Source organism: Leucobacter sp. GX24907 (assembly GCF_053567335.1).
The window spans coordinates 78,008-101,190 of sequence record NZ_JBSGPD010000005.1 but is presented as its reverse complement, the minus strand read 5'-3'; the positions used below and the strand labels follow the sequence as shown (position 1 = coordinate 101,190).

General features: G+C 63.2%; 22 protein-coding genes and 2 tRNA genes. 16 read left to right on the top strand and 8 right to left on the bottom strand.

Annotation, left to right across the window (positions count from 1 at the left end):
* The first annotated feature begins 26 nt into the window (after positions 1-26).
* From ACUYV6_RS09000 to ACUYV6_RS08965, 8 genes are all read left to right on the top strand, one after another.
* Positions 27-827 (top strand): sulfite exporter TauE/SafE family protein, encoded by an 801-nt coding sequence (locus ACUYV6_RS09000; RefSeq protein ID WP_449278324.1) that lies wholly within the window; start codon positions 27-29, stop codon positions 825-827.
* Positions 828-1,024: 197 nt separating this feature from the next.
* Positions 1,025-2,068: an ABC transporter substrate-binding protein gene (locus tag ACUYV6_RS08995; RefSeq protein WP_449278323.1), complete on the top strand. Its 1,044-nt coding sequence runs from the start codon at positions 1,025-1,027 to the stop codon at positions 2,066-2,068.
* A 71-nt stretch (positions 2,069-2,139) separates the two neighbouring features.
* Entirely contained in the window at positions 2,140-2,940 is an 801-nt protein-coding gene (locus ACUYV6_RS08990; protein WP_449278322.1) for an ABC transporter permease, read from the top strand.
* On the top strand, positions 2,937-3,758 hold the full coding sequence (locus ACUYV6_RS08985; RefSeq protein ID WP_449278321.1) for an ABC transporter permease: 822 nt from the start codon (positions 2,937-2,939) through the stop codon (positions 3,756-3,758). Before ACUYV6_RS08990 ends, ACUYV6_RS08985 begins: the two co-directional genes overlap by 4 nt.
* On the top strand, positions 3,755-4,918 hold the full coding sequence (locus ACUYV6_RS08980) for an ABC transporter ATP-binding protein (protein ID WP_449278320.1): 1,164 nt from the start codon (positions 3,755-3,757) through the stop codon (positions 4,916-4,918). Before ACUYV6_RS08985 ends, ACUYV6_RS08980 begins: the two co-directional genes overlap by 4 nt.
* A gap of 23 nt (positions 4,919-4,941) precedes the next feature.
* Positions 4,942-6,720 (top strand): gamma-glutamyltransferase family protein, encoded by a 1,779-nt coding sequence (locus ACUYV6_RS08975; RefSeq protein ID WP_449278319.1) that lies wholly within the window; start codon positions 4,942-4,944, stop codon positions 6,718-6,720.
* 54 nt (positions 6,721-6,774) lie between these two features.
* A complete protein-coding gene (locus ACUYV6_RS08970) occupies positions 6,775-7,500 on the top strand; it encodes a GntR family transcriptional regulator (RefSeq protein WP_449278318.1) in 726 nt (241 codons plus the stop codon).
* A 248-nt stretch (positions 7,501-7,748) separates the two neighbouring features.
* Positions 7,749-8,534: a sulfite exporter TauE/SafE family protein gene (locus ACUYV6_RS08965; protein WP_449278317.1), complete on the top strand. Its 786-nt coding sequence runs from the start codon at positions 7,749-7,751 to the stop codon at positions 8,532-8,534.
* A gap of 22 nt (positions 8,535-8,556) precedes the next feature.
* On the opposite strand, the gene ACUYV6_RS08960 is transcribed toward ACUYV6_RS08965, so the two are convergent.
* Positions 8,557-9,378 (bottom strand): HAD-IIA family hydrolase, encoded by an 822-nt coding sequence (locus ACUYV6_RS08960; RefSeq protein WP_449278316.1) that lies wholly within the window; start codon positions 9,376-9,378, stop codon positions 8,557-8,559.
* Between the two features lie 80 nt (positions 9,379-9,458).
* Here ACUYV6_RS08960 and ACUYV6_RS08955 point away from each other — a divergent pair, with 80 nt between their 5' ends.
* Both ACUYV6_RS08955 and pheA read left to right on the top strand, forming a co-directional pair.
* A complete protein-coding gene (locus ACUYV6_RS08955; protein WP_449278315.1) occupies positions 9,459-11,156 on the top strand; it encodes a phosphoglucomutase, alpha-D-glucose phosphate-specific in 1,698 nt (565 codons plus the stop codon).
* Between the two features lie 68 nt (positions 11,157-11,224).
* Positions 11,225-12,172, top strand: coding sequence for a prephenate dehydratase (gene pheA / locus ACUYV6_RS08950; RefSeq protein WP_449278314.1), 948 nt, complete (start codon positions 11,225-11,227; stop codon positions 12,170-12,172).
* A gap of 296 nt (positions 12,173-12,468) precedes the next feature.
* Here the strand turns inward: pheA and ACUYV6_RS08945 are convergent, their stop codons facing one another.
* Positions 12,469-13,467, bottom strand: a complete 999-nt coding sequence (locus tag ACUYV6_RS08945) for a diacylglycerol/lipid kinase family protein (RefSeq protein WP_449278313.1) — start codon at positions 13,465-13,467, stop codon at positions 12,469-12,471.
* Positions 13,468-13,521: 54 nt separating this feature from the next.
* Between ACUYV6_RS08945 and serS the strand changes: the two genes are divergently transcribed.
* The 3 genes from serS to ACUYV6_RS08930 all read left to right on the top strand — a co-directional run bounded on the left by serS (position 13,522) and on the right by ACUYV6_RS08930 (position 15,840).
* The gene (gene serS / locus ACUYV6_RS08940; protein WP_449278312.1) at positions 13,522-14,805 is read left to right on the top strand and encodes a serine--tRNA ligase; all 1,284 of its coding nucleotides are present in this window, start codon (positions 13,522-13,524) and stop codon (positions 14,803-14,805) included.
* A 5-nt stretch (positions 14,806-14,810) separates the two neighbouring features.
* Entirely contained in the window at positions 14,811-15,704 is an 894-nt protein-coding gene (locus ACUYV6_RS08935) for an HAD family hydrolase (RefSeq protein ID WP_449278311.1), read from the top strand.
* A gap of 45 nt (positions 15,705-15,749) precedes the next feature.
* Positions 15,750-15,840: transfer RNA gene (locus tag ACUYV6_RS08930), tRNA-Ser, on the top strand.
* A 79-nt stretch (positions 15,841-15,919) separates the two neighbouring features.
* Here ACUYV6_RS08930 and ACUYV6_RS08925 read toward each other — a convergent pair.
* Positions 15,920-16,105: a CsbD family protein gene (locus ACUYV6_RS08925; protein ID WP_449278310.1), complete on the bottom strand. Its 186-nt coding sequence runs from the start codon at positions 16,103-16,105 to the stop codon at positions 15,920-15,922.
* Positions 16,106-16,234: 129 nt separating this feature from the next.
* Positions 16,235-17,494 (bottom strand): TerC family protein, encoded by a 1,260-nt coding sequence (locus tag ACUYV6_RS08920; protein WP_449278309.1) that lies wholly within the window; start codon positions 17,492-17,494, stop codon positions 16,235-16,237.
* A gap of 329 nt (positions 17,495-17,823) precedes the next feature.
* Here ACUYV6_RS08920 and ACUYV6_RS08915 point away from each other — a divergent pair, with 329 nt between their 5' ends.
* Positions 17,824-18,159, top strand: a complete 336-nt coding sequence (locus tag ACUYV6_RS08915; RefSeq protein ID WP_449278308.1) for a histone-like nucleoid-structuring protein Lsr2 — start codon at positions 17,824-17,826, stop codon at positions 18,157-18,159.
* 106 nt (positions 18,160-18,265) lie between these two features.
* Positions 18,266-19,537: an LCP family protein gene (locus ACUYV6_RS08910; protein WP_449278307.1), complete on the top strand. Its 1,272-nt coding sequence runs from the start codon at positions 18,266-18,268 to the stop codon at positions 19,535-19,537.
* A gap of 51 nt (positions 19,538-19,588) precedes the next feature.
* On the opposite strand, the gene ACUYV6_RS08905 is transcribed toward ACUYV6_RS08910, so the two are convergent.
* Positions 19,589-19,680, bottom strand: a tRNA-Ser gene (locus ACUYV6_RS08905).
* A 105-nt stretch (positions 19,681-19,785) separates the two neighbouring features.
* Positions 19,786-21,042, bottom strand: coding sequence for an aminotransferase class I/II-fold pyridoxal phosphate-dependent enzyme (locus ACUYV6_RS08900; RefSeq protein WP_449278306.1), 1,257 nt, complete (start codon positions 21,040-21,042; stop codon positions 19,786-19,788).
* A gap of 87 nt (positions 21,043-21,129) precedes the next feature.
* Here ACUYV6_RS08900 and ACUYV6_RS08895 point away from each other — a divergent pair, with 87 nt between their 5' ends.
* Positions 21,130-21,477, top strand: a complete 348-nt coding sequence (locus ACUYV6_RS08895; protein WP_449278305.1) for a TIGR02611 family protein — start codon at positions 21,130-21,132, stop codon at positions 21,475-21,477.
* Here ACUYV6_RS08895 and ACUYV6_RS08890 read toward each other — a convergent pair.
* Positions 21,470-22,123, bottom strand: a complete 654-nt coding sequence (locus tag ACUYV6_RS08890; RefSeq protein ID WP_449278304.1) for a DUF4870 domain-containing protein — start codon at positions 22,121-22,123, stop codon at positions 21,470-21,472. The genes ACUYV6_RS08895 and ACUYV6_RS08890 overlap by 8 nt on opposite strands.
* 105 nt (positions 22,124-22,228) lie before the next feature.
* Positions 22,229-22,972, bottom strand: a complete 744-nt coding sequence (locus ACUYV6_RS08885; RefSeq protein ID WP_449278303.1) for a winged helix-turn-helix domain-containing protein — start codon at positions 22,970-22,972, stop codon at positions 22,229-22,231.
* Positions 22,973-23,183 lie beyond the last annotated feature (211 nt).

The following is a 23,183-nucleotide window of genomic DNA, read 5'->3' as shown; positions in this document are numbered from 1 at the left end:
TCGCCGACGGGAGTAGGCTCGGGGCCGTGACGGACTCTTCAGCGCCCCATCCCCGGGAACGCCGATACCCACTTCTCCCGCTCATTCTGGTCGGGGTGTTCGCCGGAGCGCTCTCCGGTCTCTTCGGTGTCGGCGGCGGAACGATCATCGTCCCGGCTTTGGTGATCTGGGTCGGAATGCCGCAGAAGATGGCGGCCGGCACGTCGGTCGCCGCGATCCTGCCCTCAGCGATCGTCGGCGCGATCAGCTACGCACTGCAGGGGCACGTTGATTGGGCAGCGGCGCTCTGCCTCGCGGTCGGCATCGTCGCCGGCGCTCAGCTCGGCAGTTTCCTGCTGTCGAGGCTGCCAGTATCGGCGATCCAGTGGGGCTTCATGGGCTTCTTGCTGATCGTGATCGTCAGCCTGTGGTTCGTGGTGCCGTCTCGCGACGACGCCATTGCGCTGACCCTTCTCACCGGGGGACTGCTGGTGCTGACCGGCTTCGCCACCGGAGTGCTCTCGGGCCTCGTCGGCGTGGGCGGTGGCGTCGTCGTTGTGCCGGTGCTCATGTTCTTCTTCGGAGCGAGCGACTTGATCGCGAAGGGCACGTCACTCGTCATGATGATCCCCGGTTCGATCTCGGGCACCCTCGGCAATCTGCGGCGGCAGAAGGTCGACCTGCGTGCCGCGCTCGCGGTGGGCATAGCGGCGAGCGCATCGGCGCCGTTCGGCACACTGCTGGCCGTCGGCTTGGACCCGTTCTGGGGCAACGCCGCGTTCTCGATCTTCCTGCTCTTCATCCTGGCGCAGATGCTCTACAGGAAGCTGCGCTCGGGCAGAGCGTAGCTTCGAAGCAGCATCTTGAACCCGAATCAGAAGAAGTCATTGAGATTGTATACAGTATTGGATAGTGTTCTCAAAAGGTGCTTCCTCGAAGGTGCGGAGTTCCTGGGGTCGGATGCAGACGCAGTGCGAAACACCTGCGATGGCCCCGAACCACTCAGAGATCGATCGACATTGGCGTTGACGAGATGGGATCAGTTATGAAGAAGAGAAGCATCATGGTTGCCGTTGCGATGAGCGGTGCCGTGGCACTGACTGCGTGCTCCTCTGGAGGTGGGGATGCGAGTGATCGCTTGGTCGTCGGTTCGTATGGTGGCGACACCGATGTCTTTCTGAAGCAGTTCGTCGATCCGCTTGTGCGCGATGCCACTCCTGATACCGAGATCCTGTACTCGAGCGGAGACACCGCGACATTGAAGTCCAAGCTCGTTGCAGAGGCCAACAGCGCAAGCGGGACATTCGATGCCGTAATGCTCTCGGATAAAGACCTTGCGGCCATGAAAGAAGCAGATGTGTTGATGGAGCTGGATCCTGACAAGATCTCGAACTGGGAGAACATCGATGAATCACTGGTCGATGACTACTGCGTCCCCCATTTCCATTCCGCGATCGGCATTACGTACAACCCTGAAATGGTCGACCAGGACGTGACTTCCTGGAACGATTTCTTCGACATCGCGGATGCGGGGCAGGCCGGTCAATGGGACCGGTGGAGTGACTACGTGTTCTACGGAGCGGCAGCTGCTGCTGCGGGAGGGGACCCGGGCACTGACCTCGCACCGGGCTACGATACGGCGCTTGAAGCTGCACCGAAGATGAAGGCCTATGGCACCAGCACGCAGATCAAGTCCGGCCTGATCGCCGGAGAAATCGCAGCGCTGGTGAATACGCGGGCCAATGCTGCCCAGTGGAGTGCGGAGGCCGGAAGCGAGTTCGTCTCGGTGGTCCCTGAAGAAGGAACGCGAGAGTACATCGCTTACGCCTGCATCCCGGCGAACTCTCAGAACCCGGATGCGGCATACGAGTACCTGAACGGGGTACTCGATCCTTCGGCCCAAGTGGGGTTTGCGGAGAACATGTACTACGCGCCGGCCGTGACGAATGCAGAACTCGATCCAGAACTGCAAGAGGCGATCACGCTCTCGGATGACGAGTCTGAGCGAATCTATACGCCAGACATCCCTGAGCTGACTGCGAATCTCGCTGAGGAGAGCCGCATGTGGGATGAGGCAGCGCGTTCATGACACCAGGGAGGACGCATTCGAGGAGGTACTCGTGGCTCCTGTTGGCGCCGGGTGTACTTCTGCTGGTCGTGATGCTGATCATTCCTCTGATCGGCATCGTGCCGTTCAGCTTCGGGAAGCCGAGCGCGACGGGCTTCTCAGATGGCGGATTCTCGTTTGAGAACTACCTCAACATCTTCACGGATGACTATCTTCGAGGGGTGCTCGTTCGCACCTTCGCGATTGCGGTCGTGACGACGATACTGGCCCTGATCTTGGCGCTTCCCGTGACCTACTTCATCTCCAGAAGCAGGCCGAAGCTCAAGGGATTCCTCATGATCCTGGTGCTGTTCCCGCTCCTCGCAGGAGGTGTCGTGCAGTCGATCGGCTGGGTCGGCATTCTGAGCCCGTCAGGAATCATCAGCCAGTGGGCGCAGGCCTGGGGGCTCAGCGATCGGCCATTGGAATTCATGCAGACCCCGCAGACCATTGTCGTGGTGATGGCGCTGATCGACCTCCCGATGATCGTGCTCTCGATCCTGAGCTCGCTCGATTCCATCGGGGACTCGACTGAGCGCGCGGCCCAGTCGCTGGGGTCATCACGGCTGCGAGCGTTTCGCACCGTGACGATCCCTCAGATCATGCCCGGCATCGTTGCCGGTACGACTCTGGCCTTTGTGCTCACGGTGAATGCCTACCCCACTCCCGTGCTTATCGGTGGTTCTCGTGTCGCCATGGCGTCACCCGAGATCTATTCGATCGTGACCAGGAACAACGATTGGACGCAAGGCACTGCACTGGCGCTGCTGGTGGTGGCACTGAGCTTCGTGATCTCGGGTCTGTACGGCAAGTTCATGTCGCAGCGCTTCGATAAGTGGAGGGTGAAATCATGAAGATCCAACGCCCCATCCTGGGGTCGATCACTGTATTCGTGTTCGCCATATCGCTGCTCCCAGTGCCTGTGCTCGTATGGTTTTCCCTCTTCAAACAGTCCTATCTGGTGGTCCCCCCGGCGGGCGGCTACACCCTGGACTGGTACTTGCAGCTTCCGCAGCAGCGTGAACTCTTCGGAGGGCTTGCTTACAGCCTGCTGCTCGCGCTGGTCACGGCAGTCGTCGCCACGCTCCTGGGCGTGCTCGCGGCATTGGCGATCAAGTATGGGCGCATCAAGCGGACCGGGTTGATCGAGAATCTGATGACGCTTCCTCTGACGGTGCCGAACATCGTGCTCAGCATGGCCCTGTACCTCTTCCTGTTCAGGCTCGGACAGATGCTGGGGCTGAATCTGGCTGGAAGCTTCTACACGCTTCTTGCGGGGCATGTGCTGATCACCCTGCCCTGGACCTTCCGACTGATCTCTGCGGGGGTGCTTGGGTTGAGTGAGGATCTTGAGCGTGCGTCCATGGATCTCGGCCGTACTCGATTCCAGACCTTCTGGAGAGTGTCGCTTCCACTGCTGAAGCCAGCGATCTTCTCGTCGGCCGTGCTCGCGTTCATCTTCTCGTTCGGCAACCTCGAGATCAGTCTCTTCTTGATCGCCCCGGGCGAGACCACCCTGCCAGTAGCCATGATGCAGTACGTTGCGACGCGTCTTGATCCCACGGTCGCTGCGGTGGCGGTCGTGCAACTCGTATTGATCGTTGTGCTGCTCGCGCTTGCAAACAAGTTGTTCGGTTTTGGCCGAACCTTTACCGGAGGATTGAAGCAATGAATACGAAACCTATGGGTTCGTACAGTGGGGAAGATGTGGGCTTGAGCCTGCAGCACCTGCGCAAATCATACGGCAAGAACACGGTGTTGCATGATCTGTCGCTCGAAGTCGAGCGCGGCAAACTGCTGAGCCTGCTCGGACCGAGCGGTTGCGGAAAGACCACGACGCTCAACATGATCGCAGGCTTCCATGAGCCTGATTCCGGGCGAATTCTGCTCGCAGGGGAAGACATCACATCGGCTCCGCCGAACCGGCGCGATACGGCCATCGTGTTTCAGAACTACGCGCTCTTCCCGCACATGACCGTCGCCGACAACATCAGCTACGGCTTGAAAGCTCGGAGAATGCCTGCCAAAGAAATTGCGGCCCGGACTCACCGGATGATGGAGCTGCTCGACATCGGGGTACTGGGCAAGCGATACCCCGGTGAGCTTTCGGGCGGTCAGCAACAGCGCGTCGCACTGGCTCGTGCGATAGCCGTTCAGCCCTCGCTGCTGCTGCTCGACGAGCCGCTCTCGAATCTCGACGCGAAGCTTCGTCAGGAGATCCGACTGGAGATACGCAAACTTCAGCAGGAACTGGGCCAGACTGCGGTGTTCGTGACCCATGATCAGGAGGAAGCGCTCGTCATCTCCGATTACATCGCAGTGCTGAATCGAGGCTGGCTGGAGCAGTACGGGACTCCTGAAGATCTGTGGGAACGACCGGAAACCACCTATGTCGCGGATTTCATGGGAGTTGAGAACATCTTGGCGGTGGAGCACGGCCGAGTGGGCGTGAGCATCGCCGACGGCAGCCGAAATCAGGGCGTCCCGGTTCCGGTGGATAGAACGGATATCTCCCATATCGGCTTTCGGCCTGCTCATGCCAGACTCTCCGCTTCCGAGGAGCCGAGAGGTCCCTCGAGCGCTGCCCTGGTGTTGGAAGCCGAAGTGATGACGCGTGCCTATCTGGGGACGAGCTTCCGTTACAACTGCGAGGTGCATGCGCCGAACGGGCGGGCGCTGCAGATCGATCAACCGATTGGTGACGCGCAAGCCGAACCCGGGGAGCACGTGCGGATCGTGATTTCGACGCAGGGTCTCCTTCCACTGGTCGCGTCCGAGGCAGGCGCACGAGTGGTGACCGAAGCGGTCCAGCAGGTCGGTGCTGCCGTATGAAGACCAAACGAGGCGGAGGAAACATGTTCACCACACGACCGGAACTCGTCGGAAACTTCGGAATGGTGTCAAGCACTCACTGGCTCGCTTCCGCAGCGGGTATGTCGATCTTGGAACGAGGAGGCAACGCGGCAGACGCTGCTGCCGCTGCCGGATTCGTGCTCCAAGTCGTGGAGCCGCATTTGAACGGCCCCGGCGGTGAGGTGCCTATCCTGGTCTGGTCTGAGCGCGATCAAGAGGTGTCTTCGATCTGCGGGCAGGGAGTGTCTGCTGCGACAGCGACGGTGGAGAGCCTTACGGGCTTGGATCTTGACCTGATGCCCGGAACAGGGCTGCTTCCGGTGGTGGTGCCGGGGGCGTTCGGAGCCTGGACGCTGTTGCTCGAACGGCACGGCTCCTTATCGTTGCCCGAAGTGTTGGCGCCGGCATTGCATTACATGGAACGAGGGCAGCCTCTGCTTGCAACGGCGTCGGAAGCGCTCGGATCTGTTGCAGACATGTTCAGGGAGCACTGGCCGACTTCTGCGGAAACATGGTTGCCTGAGGGGAAGGTCCCGAAGGGTGGAGAGAAATTCAGGCGTCCGGCTCTGGCGGCCACCTATCGGAGGATCATCCAAGAATCAGAAGCCGCAGGGGGAAGCCGTGAGCAGCGACTCCAGGTTGCCCGAGATGTGTGGTACCGAGGGTTCGTCGCGGAGGCAATTGATGATTTCTGCCGCAACCACGCAGTCATGGACACTTCTGGTGAGAAGCATCATGGACAACTGACCGGAGACGATCTGGCTGCTTGGGAGCCGACCGTCGAGGCGCCGGCCACGATCGAGTACGGAGAGTATACGGTCTGCAAGACGGGTCCTTGGGGGCAGGGTCCTGTGCTGCTGCAGCAACTTGCGCTCTTGAAAGGATTCGATCTCGAGGGGATGGGCCCTGGCTCCGCAGACTGGGTGCACACGCTCCTGGAGTGCGGAAAGCTGGCATATGCGGATCGTGAAGCCTGGTACGGGGATCCCGATTTCAGCGATATTCCGCTGAATGATCTATTGAGTGATGCATACAACGATGAACGACGACGTCTCGTCACCGACACCGCCTCACTGGAACTTCAGCCAGGGAACCCAGGGGGACGAGCCGCTCGGCTTCCGAGGTATCCGACCGAATCGAGCGCGGGGTTGTCATCCAGCGGCATCGGTGAGCCCACAGTCGGCGTGAGTCGAGATTCGCGCGGGGACACCTGCCACGTCGACGTAGTCGACAGTTCGGGGATGATGATCTCGGCGACGCCGAGCGGAGGCTGGTTCCAAGCGTCGCCGACTGTTCCGGGCCTCGGCTTCTGCCTAAGCACGCGAGGTCAGATGTTCTGGTTGGAGGAAGGACTCCCGAACTCTCTCCGCCCCTCCGCGCGCCCGCGAACCACGCTCACGCCGTCATTCGCGTTGCGCAACGGAGAACCCTGGCTCGCTTTCGGAACGCCCGGCGGCGATTCGCAGGACCAATGGCAGCTCCAGTTCTTCTTGAACGTCGTGCATGGAGGGATGAATCTGCAGGAAGCGATTGATGCGCCTGCCTTCCATTCGACCCACATGCCGAGTTCCTTTTATCCGCGCGATGCGTACCCGGGGGAGGTCCATATGGAAAGCCGCTTCGGTGACCGGGTGCTTTCGGAACTGCGGCGCCGCGGGCATCGAGTGGTCGAACGCAATGCCTGGTCGGAGGGGCGCCTGAGCGCTGTCGCCCGAGATGGCGACTGGTTCAGGGCTGCAGCCAATCCGAGAGGAGCCCAGGGCTATGCTGTCGGCAGATAGGTGTAGGCGGTCCGCTTCTGCTCAGCCAGGTCGATTGTGAAAAGGGTAAGTCAAATGTCATTGCTTCAAGGATCGCAGGCCGAACAGCAAGCGGATATCGAGAAGATCACGCCGGACAAGTCCCTTCCAGAACGAGTGTATGAATCCATCGAGCAATCGATTGTGGATGGAGTTCTGACTCCTGGGACTCATTTGATCGAGGAAGACTTGGCACGTCGACTCGGTGTGAGCCGCAATCCTGTTCGGCAGGCGCTTCTGCGGCTCGCACAGGAAGGCTTTGTCCAGCATCAGCGCGGGCGAGGCGCCTTCGTGCACTCCCCGAGTGTGCAGGAGATCGATGACATCTTCCACGTGCGCACTCTCTTGGAGAGCGACTGCGCTCGGTTGGCAGCCGCGAGAATCTCTGAGGACGGTCTGGAGGAGCTGCGAAGGTTACTGGAAGTGGGACGAGAAGCCGTGGCAGAGGAAGACACTCGCCAGCTCTTGGAACTGAATGACCGCTTTCATGGTGTGATCATCGCTGCTGCGAATAATCCGATCATGGAGCGATTGATGGTCGGACTTCGTCGGCGGATACGGTGGTACTTCTCGTCGGTAGTGGTGCGCAGGGCACCCTCCTCCTGGCAAGAGCACGAGGGAATCTACGAGGCCCTGTGTGCGCGAGACGGAGAGCGAAGTGCAGCGTTGATGGCGGAGCATGTGGGGCAGACCTCGGCGAAGATTCAACGCGAACAGATCCCGCATTCGGTGCTTTCCCTCGATAGAGAGCGAACTCCATGAAATCCGAAAGGCCGCGATCAGCCTGCATCGTCAGCATCGAACCACCTACCTGAAACCTGAGCAACGCGAGCACACCTCTGACAGGTGCAGATGCGCACGTGGCCCAGAGCAACGGGTTCTGAGACCGGCTTGGCACCCACTGCTCCCGATGTCTTGGAGTCCTGAACATCCCGGAACGAAGCCCTTCGGCGGACGACGGGTCGAGATTCCGTTGTTCTCCTCAGCCACGCCTTGAGATAGGAAGAACTATGAAGAATCAACCCAAATCCAGGCCGGGGATCCTTTCCTTACTTCTCGTCGGTATCGCCGGCGGCTTGCTTTCGGGTCTATTCGGTATCGGTGGCGGAACCATCATCGTTCCTGCTCTGGTCCTCTGGTTGAGCATGCCCCACAAGCTCTCGGCTGGGACCTCGGTGACCGCGATTCTCCCGACCGCCATCGTCGGAGCTACGAGCTATGCGCTCCAGGGGAATGTCGTGTGGATGGCCGGGCTTTTCCTCGCGATCGGGATCGTGGCCGGCGCTCAGGTGGGCACATTGCTGCTGGCGAAGCTCCCCACATCAGCAATTCAGTGGGGATTCATGGTGTTTCTGGCCGGAGTGATCGTGAGCCTCTGGTTCGTGGTGCCGTCGCGCGCCGATCACCTCCAGATCGATGTGCTGACCAGTGTGCTGTTGATGTTGGTCGGTTTCGTCACCGGCATTCTCTCGGGAGTGCTGGGAGTCGGCGGTGGAATCGTCGTGGTCCCCGCATTGATGTTCTTCTTCGGGGCGAATGATCTCGAGGCCAAGGGCACCTCGCTGCTCATGATGATCCCTGGGTCCATCTCCGCAACCTTTGGCAACTTGGCGCGCAAGAATATCGACGTTCGGGCAGCCGTGGTCGTCGGCATCGGGGCCTGCATCTTCGTGCCGATCGGAACGCTGATCGCCACTTGGATCGACCCGTTCTGGGGAAATGTCGCGTTCTCCGCGTACCTGATCTTCATCCTGGGGCAGATGCTCTTCAGGAAGCTGCGCTCCGGCAGGGCGTAGCGCGGCGCGCTCCGCGCCCCGGCTACAGGAGATCCGCCACCGAGTGCAACACCTCGTTCGGGCGGAACGGGAAGCGCTCGATCTCCGCCCGATCCGAGATGCCGGTCATGACGAGGATCGTGTGCAGACCGGCCTCCATGCCCGCGACGATATCGGTGTCCATGCGGTCGCCGATCATCGCGGTGTTGTGCGAGTGCGCGCCGATCCGGTTCATTGCCGAGCGGAACATCATCGGGTTCGGCTTGCCCACGATGTAGGGCACCTTGCCGGTGGCCTTGGTGATGAGCGCGTTGATCGCGCCGGTGGCGGGCAACGGGCCCTCAGGGCTGGGCCCGGTCGCGTCGGGGTTGGTCGAGATGAATCGGGCGCCACGATCGATGAGCCGGATCGCTTTCGTGATCGCATCGAACGAGTAGCGCCGGGTCTCGCCGACAACGACGAAGTCAGGGTCCGTCTCGGTCATGATGTAGCCCGCGTCATGCAGCGCAGTGAACATGCCGGCTTCGCCGAGCACGTAGGCGGTGCCGCCGGGCTGCTGTTGCTTCAGGAAGGCCGCCGTCGCGAGCGCGCTCGTCCAGATGCGGTCTTCGGGCACCTCGATACCCGATGAGGCGAGTCTCGCGCTGAGGTCGCGCGCCGTGAAGATCGAGTTGTTGGTGAGTACGAGGTACGGCTGCTCGGTGTCGCGCCAGCGCTGCAGCAGTTCGGCGGCGCCAGGAATCGCGCGGTTCTCGTGGACGAGTACGCCGTCCATGTCGGTGAGCCAGTACTCGACACCGTCGCGGGTGGGTGCAAGGAGTGCCTCGGTCGTCGGTGCCGGGGCGGGTTTCTGCTTCTCGGTCATATCGCCAGAGTAGCCGCACTGTGTGAACGCACGGTTTCACGGAACGGGGAGCCTGCAGGGCCGAATGGCAGACTGTGAGCATGCATGAGAGAGCCGGGATGCCCGCCGAGGCGCAGGATCTGATCGACGTCGATGCGCTGCTGACGGCGTATGCGGAGATGGTTCCGGACCCGGCCGTACCTGCACAGCGAGTCGTTTTCGGCACCTCAGGGCATCGCGGCTCGGCGCTGACCGCTTCGTTCACCGAGGCGCACATCGCGGCGATCAGTCGTGCCATCGCCGAGTACCGTGCCGCGCAGGGAATCCGCGGCCCCCTCTTCCTCGGGGCCGACACCCACGCACTCTCAGGGCCCGCCGAAGCGACCGCGCGCACCGTGCTGTCAGCGGCGGGGGTTCGGGTGCTCGCCACCGCTGGCACCGGTGACGAGGCCTTCGTGCCGACTCCCTCGGTGAGTCATGCGATCCTCACCCACAATCGCGACCGTGCCGCGGGCACCGCCGAAGAAGTACGTGCCGGCGACGAAGTGGGCACCGGCGAAGTACCCGACCCGGATCGCGCCGATGGGATCGTCATCACCCCGAGTCACAACCCGCCCACCGATGGCGGTATCAAGTACAACCCTCCGCACGGTGGGCCCGCCGACACCGACGCGACCAATTGGATCGCAGATCGGGCGAACGAGATCCTGCAGCTCGGCGGCGAGGAATCCTTGAGATCCGCAGCCACTCATGAGGCCGCGCCCATCGGTCATTACGACTTTCTTGGAACCTACGTGGAGGGTCTGGGGGAGGTCATCGACCTCGAGGCGATCCGCGATGCCGGGGTCCGATTTGCTGCGCATCCCCTCGGTGGTTCGGCGACCGCGTACTGGGCGGCGATCCGAGACCGCTACGCACTCGACCTCACCGTGCTCGGCCCTGGCATCGACCCGCAGTGGGGCTTCATGCGACTCGACTGGGATGGGAGGATCCGCATGGATCCCTCATCCGCGCACGTCATGGAGACCGTCGCCGAGTACCGCCAGGACTTCGAACTCGTCGTCGCGAACGATGCCGATGCCGACCGTCACGGCATCGTCACACGCGACGCGGGGTTGATGAACCCGAACCACTTCCTCGCGGTCGCGATCGACTACCTGCTCGAGTACCGACCCGACTGGCCGGTCGACGCGGGGATCGGCAAGACGCTCGTATCCTCCGCGATGATCGACCGCGTCGTGGCCGCGCACGGGCGCCGGCTGCTCGAGGTGCCCGTGGGGTTCAAGTGGTTCGTGCCCGGCCTCTCAGACGGCTCGGTCGTGTTCGGCGGGGAGGAGAGCGCCGGGGCCTCGTTCCTCCGCTTCGACGGGACACCGTGGAGCACCGACAAGGACGGGATCCTGCTGTGCCTGCTCGCAGCCGAGATCCGAGCGGTCACCGGACAGGCGCCTTCAGAGCGGTACCGGGCCCTCGCCGAGCGTTTCGGGGACCCGGCCTACGCGCGCATCGATGCGCCGGCGACCCCCGAGCAGAAGGCCAGGCTGCGTGCGCTCAGCGCCGATGACGTCGCCGACACCGAGCTCGCCGGCGACCCGATCACTTCGATTTCCACGGAAGCGCCCGGTAACGGGGCCGCAATCGGAGGACTGAAGGTCGAGACGGAGCACGCCTGGTTCGCGGCACGCCCGTCCGGCACCGAAGACGTCATGAAGATCTACGCCGAGTCCTTCCGCGGACCCGAGCATCTCGCCCTCGTGCAGGCGGCGGCGCAGGCGCTCGTTACCGCAGCACTCGCGTAGATCGTTCGGGGTGCTCGCGTAATTCGGCCGCGGTGCCCGTGTAGATCGGTCGCGGTACTCTGGTACCCATGACAGCGCGCCCCGAGACCCTCCGCCGTTACTCCTACCTGGGGCCGGCGGGGACGTTTACCGAGGCCGCACTCAAGCAGGTGCCCGAGGCCGTCGGGCAAGAGTGGAACCCGGTTGCCAACCTCGGCGAGGCTCTCGGCGATGTCGTCAGCGGCGACAGTGATGCGGCGATGATCGCGATCGAGAACTCGATCGACGGCGGGGTCACCGTCGCACAGGACGCGCTGGCGACGATCCCCGGTTTGCGGATCACTGGCGAGTATCTCGTTCCGGTGAACTTCGTATTGGTCGTTCGCCCCGGCACGAAGCTCGAAGACATTCGTGTGGTGAGCGCCCACCCGGTCGCATACGGGCAGTGCCGCGCGTGGCTCGACGACCAGGTGCCGCGTCACCAGCATTTGCCGGCGGCCTCGAATGTGCAGGCGGTGGTCGATCTCTTCGAGTCCGACGCCGACATCGACGCTGCGATCGCACCTCCCGGTATCGAGGCGCACCACGATGTCGAGGTGCTCGCATCCGGAATCGCAGAGAACCCCGATGCTCAGACCCGCTTCGTGTTGGTCGGTCGCCCCGGGCCGATCGGTCGTGCCACCGGAGCCGACAAGACGAGTCTCATCGCGGAGCTCCCCGCAGACCGGCCCGGTGCCCTGCTCGAGATGCTCGAGCAGTTCGCCACCCGCGGGGTGAACCTGACGCTGCTCGCCTCGCGCCCCATCGGTGACCGCATGGGGCGCTATCGCTTCGTCATCGACGCCGAGGGACACGTCACCGATGAGCGCGTCGCCGATGCCCTGCTCGGACTCAAGCGCTTCAGCCCGCGCGTCGTCTTCCTCGGCTCCTACCCGCGCGCCGACCGGGTGGCGCCCGTCACGCAGGCGGTGCACGACGACGAGACGTTCCGAGAGGCGCGCGACTGGTTACGGATGATTCTCACCGGCACCGACTGACGGTGGTGAGCACCGGCACCGACTGAGAGCGGTGAGCCCTGGGCTTCTTCGGATCCAACGGCGTCTCGTGCAGTAACGCCTCGCGCAGTAACGCCTCGTGCAGCAGCGCTTCAATATGGGATCAGCACGTAGATATGCCAAAATCACCGAAAGTGGGCATATCTACGCGCTGATCCCATATCGAAGTGCTGATCCTGCCCTGAGAAATCAGCGCCGGTATGTGCGTGAGAAATCAGCCCGGTGCGTGTGAAAACTCAGCGCCGGTGCGCGGCGCTGAGTCAGCGCGCGGCGCCGAGTCAATTCGCCCGACGCCACTCGCTGAGCACGCGCACCGTGAGCGCGCCGGGGTCGACGGTGCCGTGCACCGACAGCGCGAGACCGAAATCGTCGCCATCGAGCTGGATCGGCTCCGGCTTCGTCACGGCGAGCGCGTACTCTGTCGCGCGCACGTAGGAAACGCTCCGGGTGTCGTTGACGAGATCGATAATTCGACGACCCGCCTTCGACTTGCGCAGCACACCATTCTCCCACCCGATCTTGTTCCAGATCCGCAGCCATGAGAACGGCCCGAGCGGGCGCAGGGCGACGACATCGAGCTGCCCGTCGTCGATCTCGGCGTCGGGAATCAGCAGCACCCCTCCTGGCATGAGCCCGCAGTTGCCGATCATGACCGTGTAGACCGACAGCGGCTTCACATCCGACCCGTCGACTGCGTAGTGGATTTCGAGCGGCCGATCCTTCAGCATGGTGCGCACCCCGGCATCGACGTATGCGAGCCATCCCAAGCGCTTCTTCAGGGTGGATCGGGTCGCGCCGATCGTGCGAGCGTCGAGGCCCATGCCCGCGAGTACGAGGAAGACGTGCTCGTCTTCGGACTCGTCGGCCCGCACGATCGAGACGACACCGAGGTCGATCGGACGATTGGTGCCGCGGAACGCAGCGCGAGCGACGGCAGACACATCACCCAGTGGCACTCCGAGGTTGCGTGCGAGCAGATTGCCGGTGCCCTGCGGCGCGATCGTGAGCGGAACACCGGTGCCCCTCAGCGTCTCGGCGACCGCGCGGATCGTTCCGTCACCGCCCGACGCGATGATCAGCGAGGCTCCGTCGGCGAGGGCCTGCATCGTGGCCGAGATGCCGGCGTCGTCGGCATCGGTTGCGTACCAGCGCGTCTTCGCCCATCCGGCACGCTGCTGCTCTGACGCGATCGCAGAGCGGAGTGCCGTGATGTCGGTCTTCAAGGGGTGATAGACGACGGCAGCGCTCGGCAGAGCAGGCGCGGAGCGTGGAGCCATGACCACCAGAGTAGCGCCAGGGTGTTCCGAAGCGGCACTCAGTAGACTGGCGGGGTGATCGATCCAGTTCTGCTTCGCAATGATCCCGAGACCGTCAAGCGTTCCCAGCGCGCCCGAGGCAACGATGAGAGTGTCGTGGATCGGGCGCTCGCCGCCGACGCGGCGCGCAGGGCCGCACTCACCGAGTATGAGACGCTGCGGGCCGAGCAGAACCAGTTCGGCAAGCAGGTGAAGGCCGCCTCGAAGGAGGAGAAGCCGGCGCTCATCGCCAAGGCGCAGGAGCTCGCAGCCGCAGTGAAGGCTGCGGACGCTCGTGCGAAGGTAGCCGAGGAGGAGTTCACGGGGCTCTCGCTCGCGATCGAGAATCTCGTGATCGATGGTGTGCCCGAGGGCGGTGAGGAGAACTTCGTCACCCTCCGCACTCACGGCGATCTGCCCGAGTTCGACTTCGAGCCACGCGATCACCTCGAGCTCGGCGAGCTGCTCGGGGCGATCGACATGGAGCGCGGAGCCAAGGTGTCGGGCGCACGGTTCTACTTCTTGCGCGGCGTCGGCGCCCGCCTCGAGATCGCGCTCATGAACCTCGCGCTCGACCGCGCGCTGGCCAACGGCTTCACGCCCCTGATCACGCCGACACTCGTCAAGCCAGAAGTGATGCAGGGCACCGGCTTCCTCGGCGAGCACGCCGACGAGGTCTACCATCTGCAGGATCAGAATCTCTACCTCACCGGTACCAGTGAGGTCGCACTCGCCGGGTACCACTCCGACGAGATCATCGATCTCAGTGACGGGCCACTGCGCTACGCCGGGTGGTCCACGTGCTATCGCAGCGAGGCCGGCTCGCACGGCAAAGACACGCGCGGGATCCTGCGAGTGCACCAGTTCAACAAACTCGAGATGTTCGTCTATGCAGACCCGAACGAGGCCGAGGCCGAGCACGATCGCCTCGTCGCCTGGCAGGAAGAGATGCTGCAGCTACTCGGCTTGCACTACCGGGTGATCGACGTTGCAGCGGGCGACCTGGGGTCGAGTGCGGCACGCAAGTTCGACATTGAGGCGTGGATCCCGACCCAGGGCACCTATCGCGAGCTCACCTCGACCTCGAACTGCACGACCTACCAGGCGCGGCGTCTCGCCACGCGCTACCGCACGGAGAGTGGAAAGACGGCTCCTGCAGCAACGTTGAACGGCACCCTGGCGACCACTCGCTGGCTGGTGGCGATCCTCGAAACCCACCAGCGCGAGGATGGCAGCGTGGTCGTGCCCGAGGGATTACGACCGTACCTTGGCGGCCTCGAGGTGCTCGAACCTGAGCGCGACTCCTCGAAGCAGAGCTGAGCGCAATGACGACGGCTCGAATGAACCCTGCGGCACGCTACCTGGTCGCCCTCGATCTCGACGGGACCGTACTCAATCACGGTCACGTGGGCGAGCGTGCGCCGAGCGGTGACGGCGGGACCGGTTTCGCGGCATCCGCTCCCATCGACCCGGATCTCGCTGAGGCGATCCGTACCCTGCACAATGCCGGGCACGAAGTCGTCATCGCCACGGGACGCTCGGTCGATGCGACGCTGCCGATTATCGAAGCGCTCGGCATCCGTCCGGAATGGGTGGTGTGCGCGAACGGCGCCGTCACCCTGCGGCGCACCGCGCTCGGCGATCGCGGGTACCGGCGCGAGTATGTCGAGGCTTTTGACGCGACCGAGATTCTGCGGCGTGTGCGGCCGGTGCTCGCAGGAGCTCGCTACGGGGCGGAGCTCGCCGACGGATCCTTCCTCTACACCGACGCAATTCCGTCAGGCACGCTGCCCGTAGAACAGCGGTTGGTGTCCTTCGACGAGTTGCTCGGTAAGCAGGTGTCGCGCGTGCTCGTCATGTCGCCCTCGCACCGCCTCGAAGACTTCATCGACGCCGCCATGTCGGTTGGGCTCAGCAACGTGACCTACGCGGTCGGCGACACGATCTGGCTCGATATCGCTCCCGACGGGGTCTCGAAGGAGAGCGCGCTCGAGGTCGTGGCATCGCGGTGCGGTATCGCCGGGAGCCGGGTCTTCGCCGCGGGCGATGGGCAGAACGATATCGCTATGCTGCGTTGGGCCGGACGAGCAGGAGATTCGGTGGCCATGGGGCAGGCGAATCGGGATGTGCGGGCTGCGGCGAATCGTGTGACCGGCACGATCGAAGAGAACGGGCTACTCCAAGCGCTGCGTGAGCGCTTCCCTGAACTGCTCGGGTGAGTGGCAGCGCGCGAGCTCGGCTGACGATCCGCTAAGCTCTTCGGCGGAGGGTTGTCCGAGCGGCCGAAGGAGCTTGTCTTGAAAACAAGTGGGCGGTAACTCCGTCTCAAGGGTTCGAATCCCTTACCCTCCGCCACGAGAAAGCCCGGTCAGATCCTGAGATCTGACCGGGCTTTCTACTTACGTTCTTGCGGCCTGAAAGGCGCGCTGCGAAGTTAACCCCCGAATGCGTCCTTCACGCTGTCCTTGGCCTTCTCTGCAGCCTGCTTGGCCTCACCCTTCGCCTGATCGACCTTTCCTTCGGCCTCGAGGCGCGTGTTATCAGTGGCCTTGCCAGCGGCCTCCTTGACGTTGCCCTTCAGCTTATCCATACCGGCTTCAAGCTTGTCCGATGCACTCATATCGACTCCTCTCATCCATGGACGATTGCGAGAGCAAGCCTGCCAGGCGCGTGCAGTATGGAATAGGGGGTTGCGGAAGAGGCCTTGAGGCGAGTATTGAGAATCACTGACGTGCTCGCGCACCCGGTCTCAGACTGCTGGGCCATCGTTGTCGATGATCTCTTCGGAGACAGGAGCGGGTAGGCCCTCGCGGCGAGCATCGGCGAGACGGGTTTCATGCGCCGTACGGATGATTCGCGAATAGTGGTCCTTGTGCGGAATCAGCTCGTCACGGAACTTCTGCGGCACGGATTCGGCACGTGAGGTCCACGTATCCATGAGCGTCGCCGCAGCGTCGCGGGTCTTGGCCGGCACCTGCTCATCAAGCTCTGTGTATCGGTGCGCGTAGCGTTCCGCATTCTGCAGCGCTCGGAGCGCGCGCCCCTTGGGGCTCAGGAGCGATGCGACCACGGTCACGGTCAGCACGGCCATGATCACGAGCAGCGACAGCGGGGTTGGAATCTCCACGACCGGAACATTCGCACCGTCATTGATGAAGAAGAGATTGTTCTCATGCAGGGCGTGGAGGATCAGTTTCACTCCGATGAACCCGAGAATCGCCGCAAGGCCGTACGAGAGGTACACGAGCCGATCCAGCAGGCCGTCGATGAGGAAGTAGAGCTGTCGCAGCCCCATGAGTGAGAAGGCCGTTGCGGTGAAGACGATGTAGGCATCCTGGGTCAGACCAAAGATCGCAGGAATCGAGTCGAAAGCAAACAGGAGGTCGGTGGCGCCGATGGCGATCATCACGAGCAGCATCGGAGTGATCACTCGGCGACCGTTCTCTCGGGTGAACAGTCGATCACCGTCGAATCGATCAGAAGCCGGGAGGAAGCGCTTCGCGAGCCGCACCATGACGTTGTCTGCATCATCGGAGTTGTCTGGACCGCCTGTCAGCTCGCCCTTGAGCTGCTGACCGGCGACGAGCAGCAGCGCGAGCCCGAAGAGGTAGAAGACATCGGACCATGCTTCGATGATCGCGGCGCCGAGCAAGATAAAGGCGGTACGCGAGATGAGCGCAAAGGTAATGCCAAAGAGAAGTACCTTCTGCTGATATTCGCGAGGCACCTGAAAAGACGACATGATCACCAGGAAGACGAAGAGGTTGTCGACGCTGAGCGCCTTCTCAGTGATATATCCGGCGTAGTATTCGATCGCATGAGAAGTGTCGCCGAAGGCGAAGAACACCAATCCGAACAGTAGGGCGACGCCGACATATATGGCTGACCAAACCGCCGCTTCAGATATTGATGGCGCGTGTGCTTTTCGCACGTGTGCGAAGTAGTCGAAGAGGAGGAGCGCAACGATCACAGCGATCGTGAGCGTCCATGTCAGAGCATTGATTTCCAAAGGGTCCTCCTGGTGCGTTCGCCAAACCGCACAAGTCTCTCCCGCCCAGAGGGCCTTCGCGCCGGTCCGGTCTCAGTGCCGAACGTGATGACGATCGCGAAGAGTTCGGGATACTCCCCTGCTCATAGGCGACTATAGCAGCAGGACGGGAGCCTGCATGCGAATCCAGCTGCGGCGATCCTCTATTCTCGTACCGACCTTGCCTGTATTTGTTTTGTTTCTTCTCAGGCACGGAGATAGTGGGGCGCTATTCTGTGTGCAGATGAATCGAATTCGAACCTTCGAATTCGATATCGATTCACAGCATCGAATAGACCCGAAGGATCACCATGGCGAAGCGCATCATCACCGAACTCATCGACGACATTGACGGCGCACCGAATGCGCGCACGGTCTCGTTCGGGCTCGAGGGGGCCGACTACGAGATCGAGCTCAGCGAGGAGAACCTGAGCGAGCTGCGCAACGCGCTCAGCCCGTACATTGCGAAGGCCAGGCGAGCTGAGGGATCCGCTGCGAAGCCTCGCCGTCGTAGTGGCGCAGCATCGGGGGCACGCAAGGAAGAGCTGCAGGCAATCCGTGCCTGGGCTCGCGACAACGGCCACGCCGTGAGCGACCGCGGCCGCATTCCCGGCGCCGTGATCGAGGCCTACCGCTCCGCTCACTAGGCGTGTTGGGGGGGCTTAAGGCCCCTTCCAGCGGAGTCGGGTAGGTTCGAAGGATATCTGCGAGCACGAGGCGTTGTGCTTGCACTCGACACCGGGGAACGAATACATGGCAGAAGACATGGCGGAGGATTCCGCGAGCTGGAGCAGTGCGCGGCATGCGCGGCTGCGCCGCTCTAACACCTGGGCGAATATCGCGCGCGTTGCGCTCACTGCCGCTCTCGTCGCAGTGTTCAGTACGGTGTCGGTCGCTGCCTACGCGGTGCTGGCTCTCCAGCAGAAGGTCGAAACGGTCGAGCTCGAGGGCGAGGCCGACACAGTGGGTGCCGGTCTGCAGAGCATCGATGGTGAGCTGACGATTCTGCTGGTCGGGTCTGACTCTCGGAACGGGCAGTCGATCAATGACGGTGAAGAAGGCGAACTCAACGACGTCAACCTGCTGCTGCACGTGTCGGCGGATCATGAGAGCGCGACGGTCATCAGCTTTCCGCGCGACCTGATGGTGCCGATCCCGAGCTGCCCGGGGCCTAACGGCGAACCGAACTACTACCCAGCGATGAGCGAGCAGCAGCTCAACACCGCAATCGGCTACGGCGGATTGCCGTGCGTGGTGAAGACGGTCTCTGAGCTCACCGGCATGGACATCCCCTACGCCGGCCTCATCACCTTCGATGGTGTCATCGGCGTCTCGAACGCGATCGGTGGCGTCGACGTGTGCCTCGCACAGCCGATCGTCGACCCGAAGGCCGATCTTGATCTGCCTGCCGGCATGAACACTCTCGTCGGCAAGGATGCCCTGCAGTTCCTCCGCACGCGCCATGGCGTCGGCGATGGCGGCGATACCAGCCGCATCAGCAACCAGCAGGTATTCATGTCGGCGCTCGTGCGCCAGCTGCAGAGTTCCGAGACGCTTTCAGACCCGCGCAAGGTGTACAGTCTCGCAAAGGCCGGCGTTGAGAATGCGTTGTTCTCGAAGAACATGGCGTCGGTGCCGTTCCTGCAGGCAGTGGCCGGCACGGTCAAGGACATCGACGTGGATCGCATCGGCTTCATCCAATACCCGACGTTCAACCACCCGTACGAGGAGGGACGTCTCACACCGAACTACGACGATGCACAAGTGATGCTCGACGTGGTCAAGTCGGGCGTGCCCTTCGAGCCCGGAAGCGTTGGCGAGGGTGTCGAAGCGGGTGCTGAGGACGAGGGTGCGCAGACGCCTCCGACCGAGGAGGCTCCCGCGGAAACCACTGAGCCGTCGACTGACGGAGCGGCCACCGAAGAGCCTGCTACTGAAGGCGGCGATCGCGTCAAGCTGCCGGAGAGTGTGACCGGACAGCTCGCAGGCAATGAGACGTGCTCTGGCGGGCGCACGGTCTTCTAGCGAGTAGGGCGCTCTGAAAACGGGAAAACCCCCGCGTGAGCGGGGGTTTTCTGGCGGAGATAGGGGGATTTGAACCCCCGGTCGAGTTTAACCCCGACCCTTCATTAGCAGTGAAGTCCGTTCGGCCGCTCCGGCATATCTCCGTGAACCATCTTAGGGGAAGATCCCTCCACTGTCGAAATCACCCGGGATTGGCGAGGCTCGTCTTCCGCGTGTTTCCGCGGTTCGCCGAGTCCCCATGGCAAGTTTCAGTCACGTAGGCCCTGGAGTGCGGCGATTGCACGGTGCAAGGTCTCCGTGTCCTTCACAAAAGTGAACCGCACCCAGTTGCGGAGCGCATCGGCGGTCGCCGATCCTTCTGCGCAGAATGCTGAGATGGGAACGCAGGCGACTCCGAGCCGCTCGGGAAGTGCTCGGGCGAACGAGGCGCCGTCGGTCGCATCCAAACCGAGGTCCGCATCACCGGCACTGCCACCACTGGCAACCCCCGCGATGAAGGGCGATGCATCAGCGCAGACGAAGTAGGTACCGTCGGGCACGATGAGACTGAACCCGGCTGCGCGAAGCCCGTCGACGAGTAGGTCGCGTCGGGTTGCGAGCGACTCCCGCAGCTCCGCAATATCGGTGTCGCCCTCGGTGAGGGCTCTCGCGATTGCCGGCTGGAACGGTGCGCCGTTCACGTAGGTCAGAAACTGCTTGACGGCGACGACTGCTTCGATGAGTTCGGCAGGCCCGGTCACCCAGCCGATCTTCCAACCAGTCAGCGAGAACGTCTTGCCCGATGACGAGACGGTGAGCGTACGGTCGCGCATCCCGGGCAGAGACTCGATCGGAATGTGCTGTTGCCCGTCGAAGACGAGGTGCTCGTAAACCTCGTCGGTGACTACAATCGCATCGGCCCGCTCGGCGGCGCGCCCGATGGCCTCGAGTTCGTCACGCTTCAAGACAGTGCCCGTCGGGTTGTGCGGAGTGTTGACGAGGATCATGCGCGTGCGCTCTCCGACAGCGCGGTCAAGGTCGGCAGGATCGAGCCGGAACCCGTACTCGCCAGGATGCAACGGCACGGTCACGTGCGTAGCGCCGGCCATCGCGATCGCCGCCGCATGAGAGTCGTAGAAAGGCTCGAGGGTGACGACCTCGTCTCCCGGGCCGGCGAAGGCGAGGATGGCGGCGGTGAGCGCCTCGGTCGCGCCCGCAGTGATGAGCACCTCGGTGTCAGGGTCGGTGTCAAGCCCGTAGTGGCGCGAGCGATGCTCGGCGACGGCGTTCCGGAGCTCGGGGATGCCACGGCCGGGCGGATACTGATTGGCCCCAGTCATGATGGCCTCGGCCGCGGCCCGTCGAATCCACTCGGGTCCATCGGAATCAGGGAACCCCTGCCCCAAATTGGCAGCACCGTGCGCCGCAGCGAGCGCGGACATCTCGGCGAAGATCGTCGGTCGTACGGCGCCGTCGGGGGCACGCAAGCCCGCTGCTGCGGCGATGGTTCTCCAGCGTTCGGTCACGGCTCAAGTGTAGAGAACACGAGCGAGGAGCGCTCAGGCCCACAGCTTTTGAGGCGATGCCCCAGCTTTGCGTTCTAGCCTGGAGGCATGTCTGAGCCGACGCCCGACGACCTCGAGCGGGCGCACAGGATCGGCCGCCCGGTCGGCCGATTGATGGAGCGCTGGCGCGGACTCATCCGCCGCTATCCGTGGCTGAACGTCGTCTACAAAGTACTCGTCACCGTCATCGGCGGTGCGATTATCATCCTCGGGTTGGTCCTCGTGCCGCTGCCCGGCCCCGGATGGCTCATCGTCTTCATCGGTATGACCGTGCTCGGCTCCGAGTATCACTGGGCGAGGCGGCTCACCGCATGGCTGCGCCGCGCGTTCGCCCGCTTCTGGGAGTGGTGGCGCTTGCGCCGGGCCCGGAAGCAGGCAGAACGGGACGCTACTTGACCATTGGGATGTTGAAGATGAACTCCGGCTGCGCGCCTCGACGGTAACCTTCCATCGCCTTGACTGCGGCGATGATGTGGAAGATGAACAGCACGAGCGATGCGAGGCCGAGCAGGCTGCCGAGGAAGAAACCGATCAGGTCGATCGGCATCACGATCCACGTGAGCACATACACGCCGGTGCGTACGAGCGAGAAGTTCAGGTTGTCGCGGTGGTACGCGTTCGCCAGCTGGTCGCCCTTGTCCTTCTCCATGAGGTAGAAGATCAGCGCCGGAATCCACACGAAGAATACCGACAGCCAGTAGTTCAGCGTGACCGTACTGCTGTGATCGCCGGTCGCTGCCGTGGCGCCGGGAGGCGACGCGTACCCGCCGGCAGGGGGCGCGTAGCCACCAGCGGGCGGCGGATCATGCGGCGCTCCCGCGGGCGTTGCGTCTACGGGAGCGGCCTGCTCTCCACCCTGCGGAGCGGTATGGGATCCGGCAGGTTGCTGCGTGTCGCCGAGCCCGTGCTGGTACGCGCCATCTGCGGCGGCTTGCTCATAGTTGTGAGTTGTCATGGGCGGCTGAGGTGGCATGGGCCGGCCTTGCGCGGTAGTGTCCTCGCCGCGGCCTTCGCCGGAAGGGTCGGGGATCTGTGCGGACATGATGCGCCTCCTTGCAGTCAGGGCTTCCTCAGACACTACCGCGTTGAGGCGCCGCCGGGTAGATCCGAGAGGCAGAACCAGCGGATCTTCCCGGGGGCACCGGTCTCAGAAGATGTCAGGGCTCGGTGACGAGGAGTGGAGAATCGCGACGTCGGCGTGACGGTCGAAACGGTACCCGACTCCGCGTACGGTGCGCACGATGTCCTGGTACTGGGCGAGCTTCACCCGCAGACGTCGTACGTGAACATCGATGGTGCGTTCGCTCGGAGTCTCGCTGGCAGGAGCGTCTGCCCACAGTGATGAGATGAGCTCCTCGCGGCTCACGGTCCGGCCTTCGCGCAAGACTAGGAACTGCAGCAGCTCGAATTCGCGGAACGTGAGCACGGCAGGAACATTGTCGAGCAGCACGCGCTTGCGCGAAAGATCGATCGTGACGCCTCCGGCGGCGCGATCCTGCTCATCTTCCTCAGTGTGGTTCTGCTGCGACTGGCGGGCCTGAGCTGCGGGGTCACCGAGCGCCAGGCGCACGACGTCGACGTCGCGTCCCCCCGCTCCTTCGGGGGCGAGGGCCACTGCCGCGTAGGTGTCGGCGGCGGGCGCCAGTTGCGAGACGAGACTCTTGAGCTGAGCGACGATCGCGCCGAGCTGCGGATCGCCCTCGGCGATCTTCTCCTCGCTGAGGCCGATGTAGAGCGCGAAGCCACGAACCTCGGTGCCCTCGGGCACTCGGCGTCCGGCAGCGGGCTGCGACGGCGCCTGTTCGGGCAGATCGCCGGCGAGGTCGGGGCGAGCGGCACGGAGGGCCTGGAGGGTGTCGTTCTGCGGGGCGGTGGCAATGGTGGTGGTCATGATGATGAAGTCCTTTGATGCGGGTTCGTTGCGACGGGCCCGGTCAGATGAGGCCAGTTCGCGGTGTTCGAGAGAGGCGCTCGATGCAGAAGATCGGCGCGCTGCCGCTGTGATCAGCGGTGTGAGCTCGTTACGCGCACATTCGACAGTGCATGACAGACCCGGCCATCATCATGCCGGTACGCCCAATGTTCACCTCGAAGGCGGACTG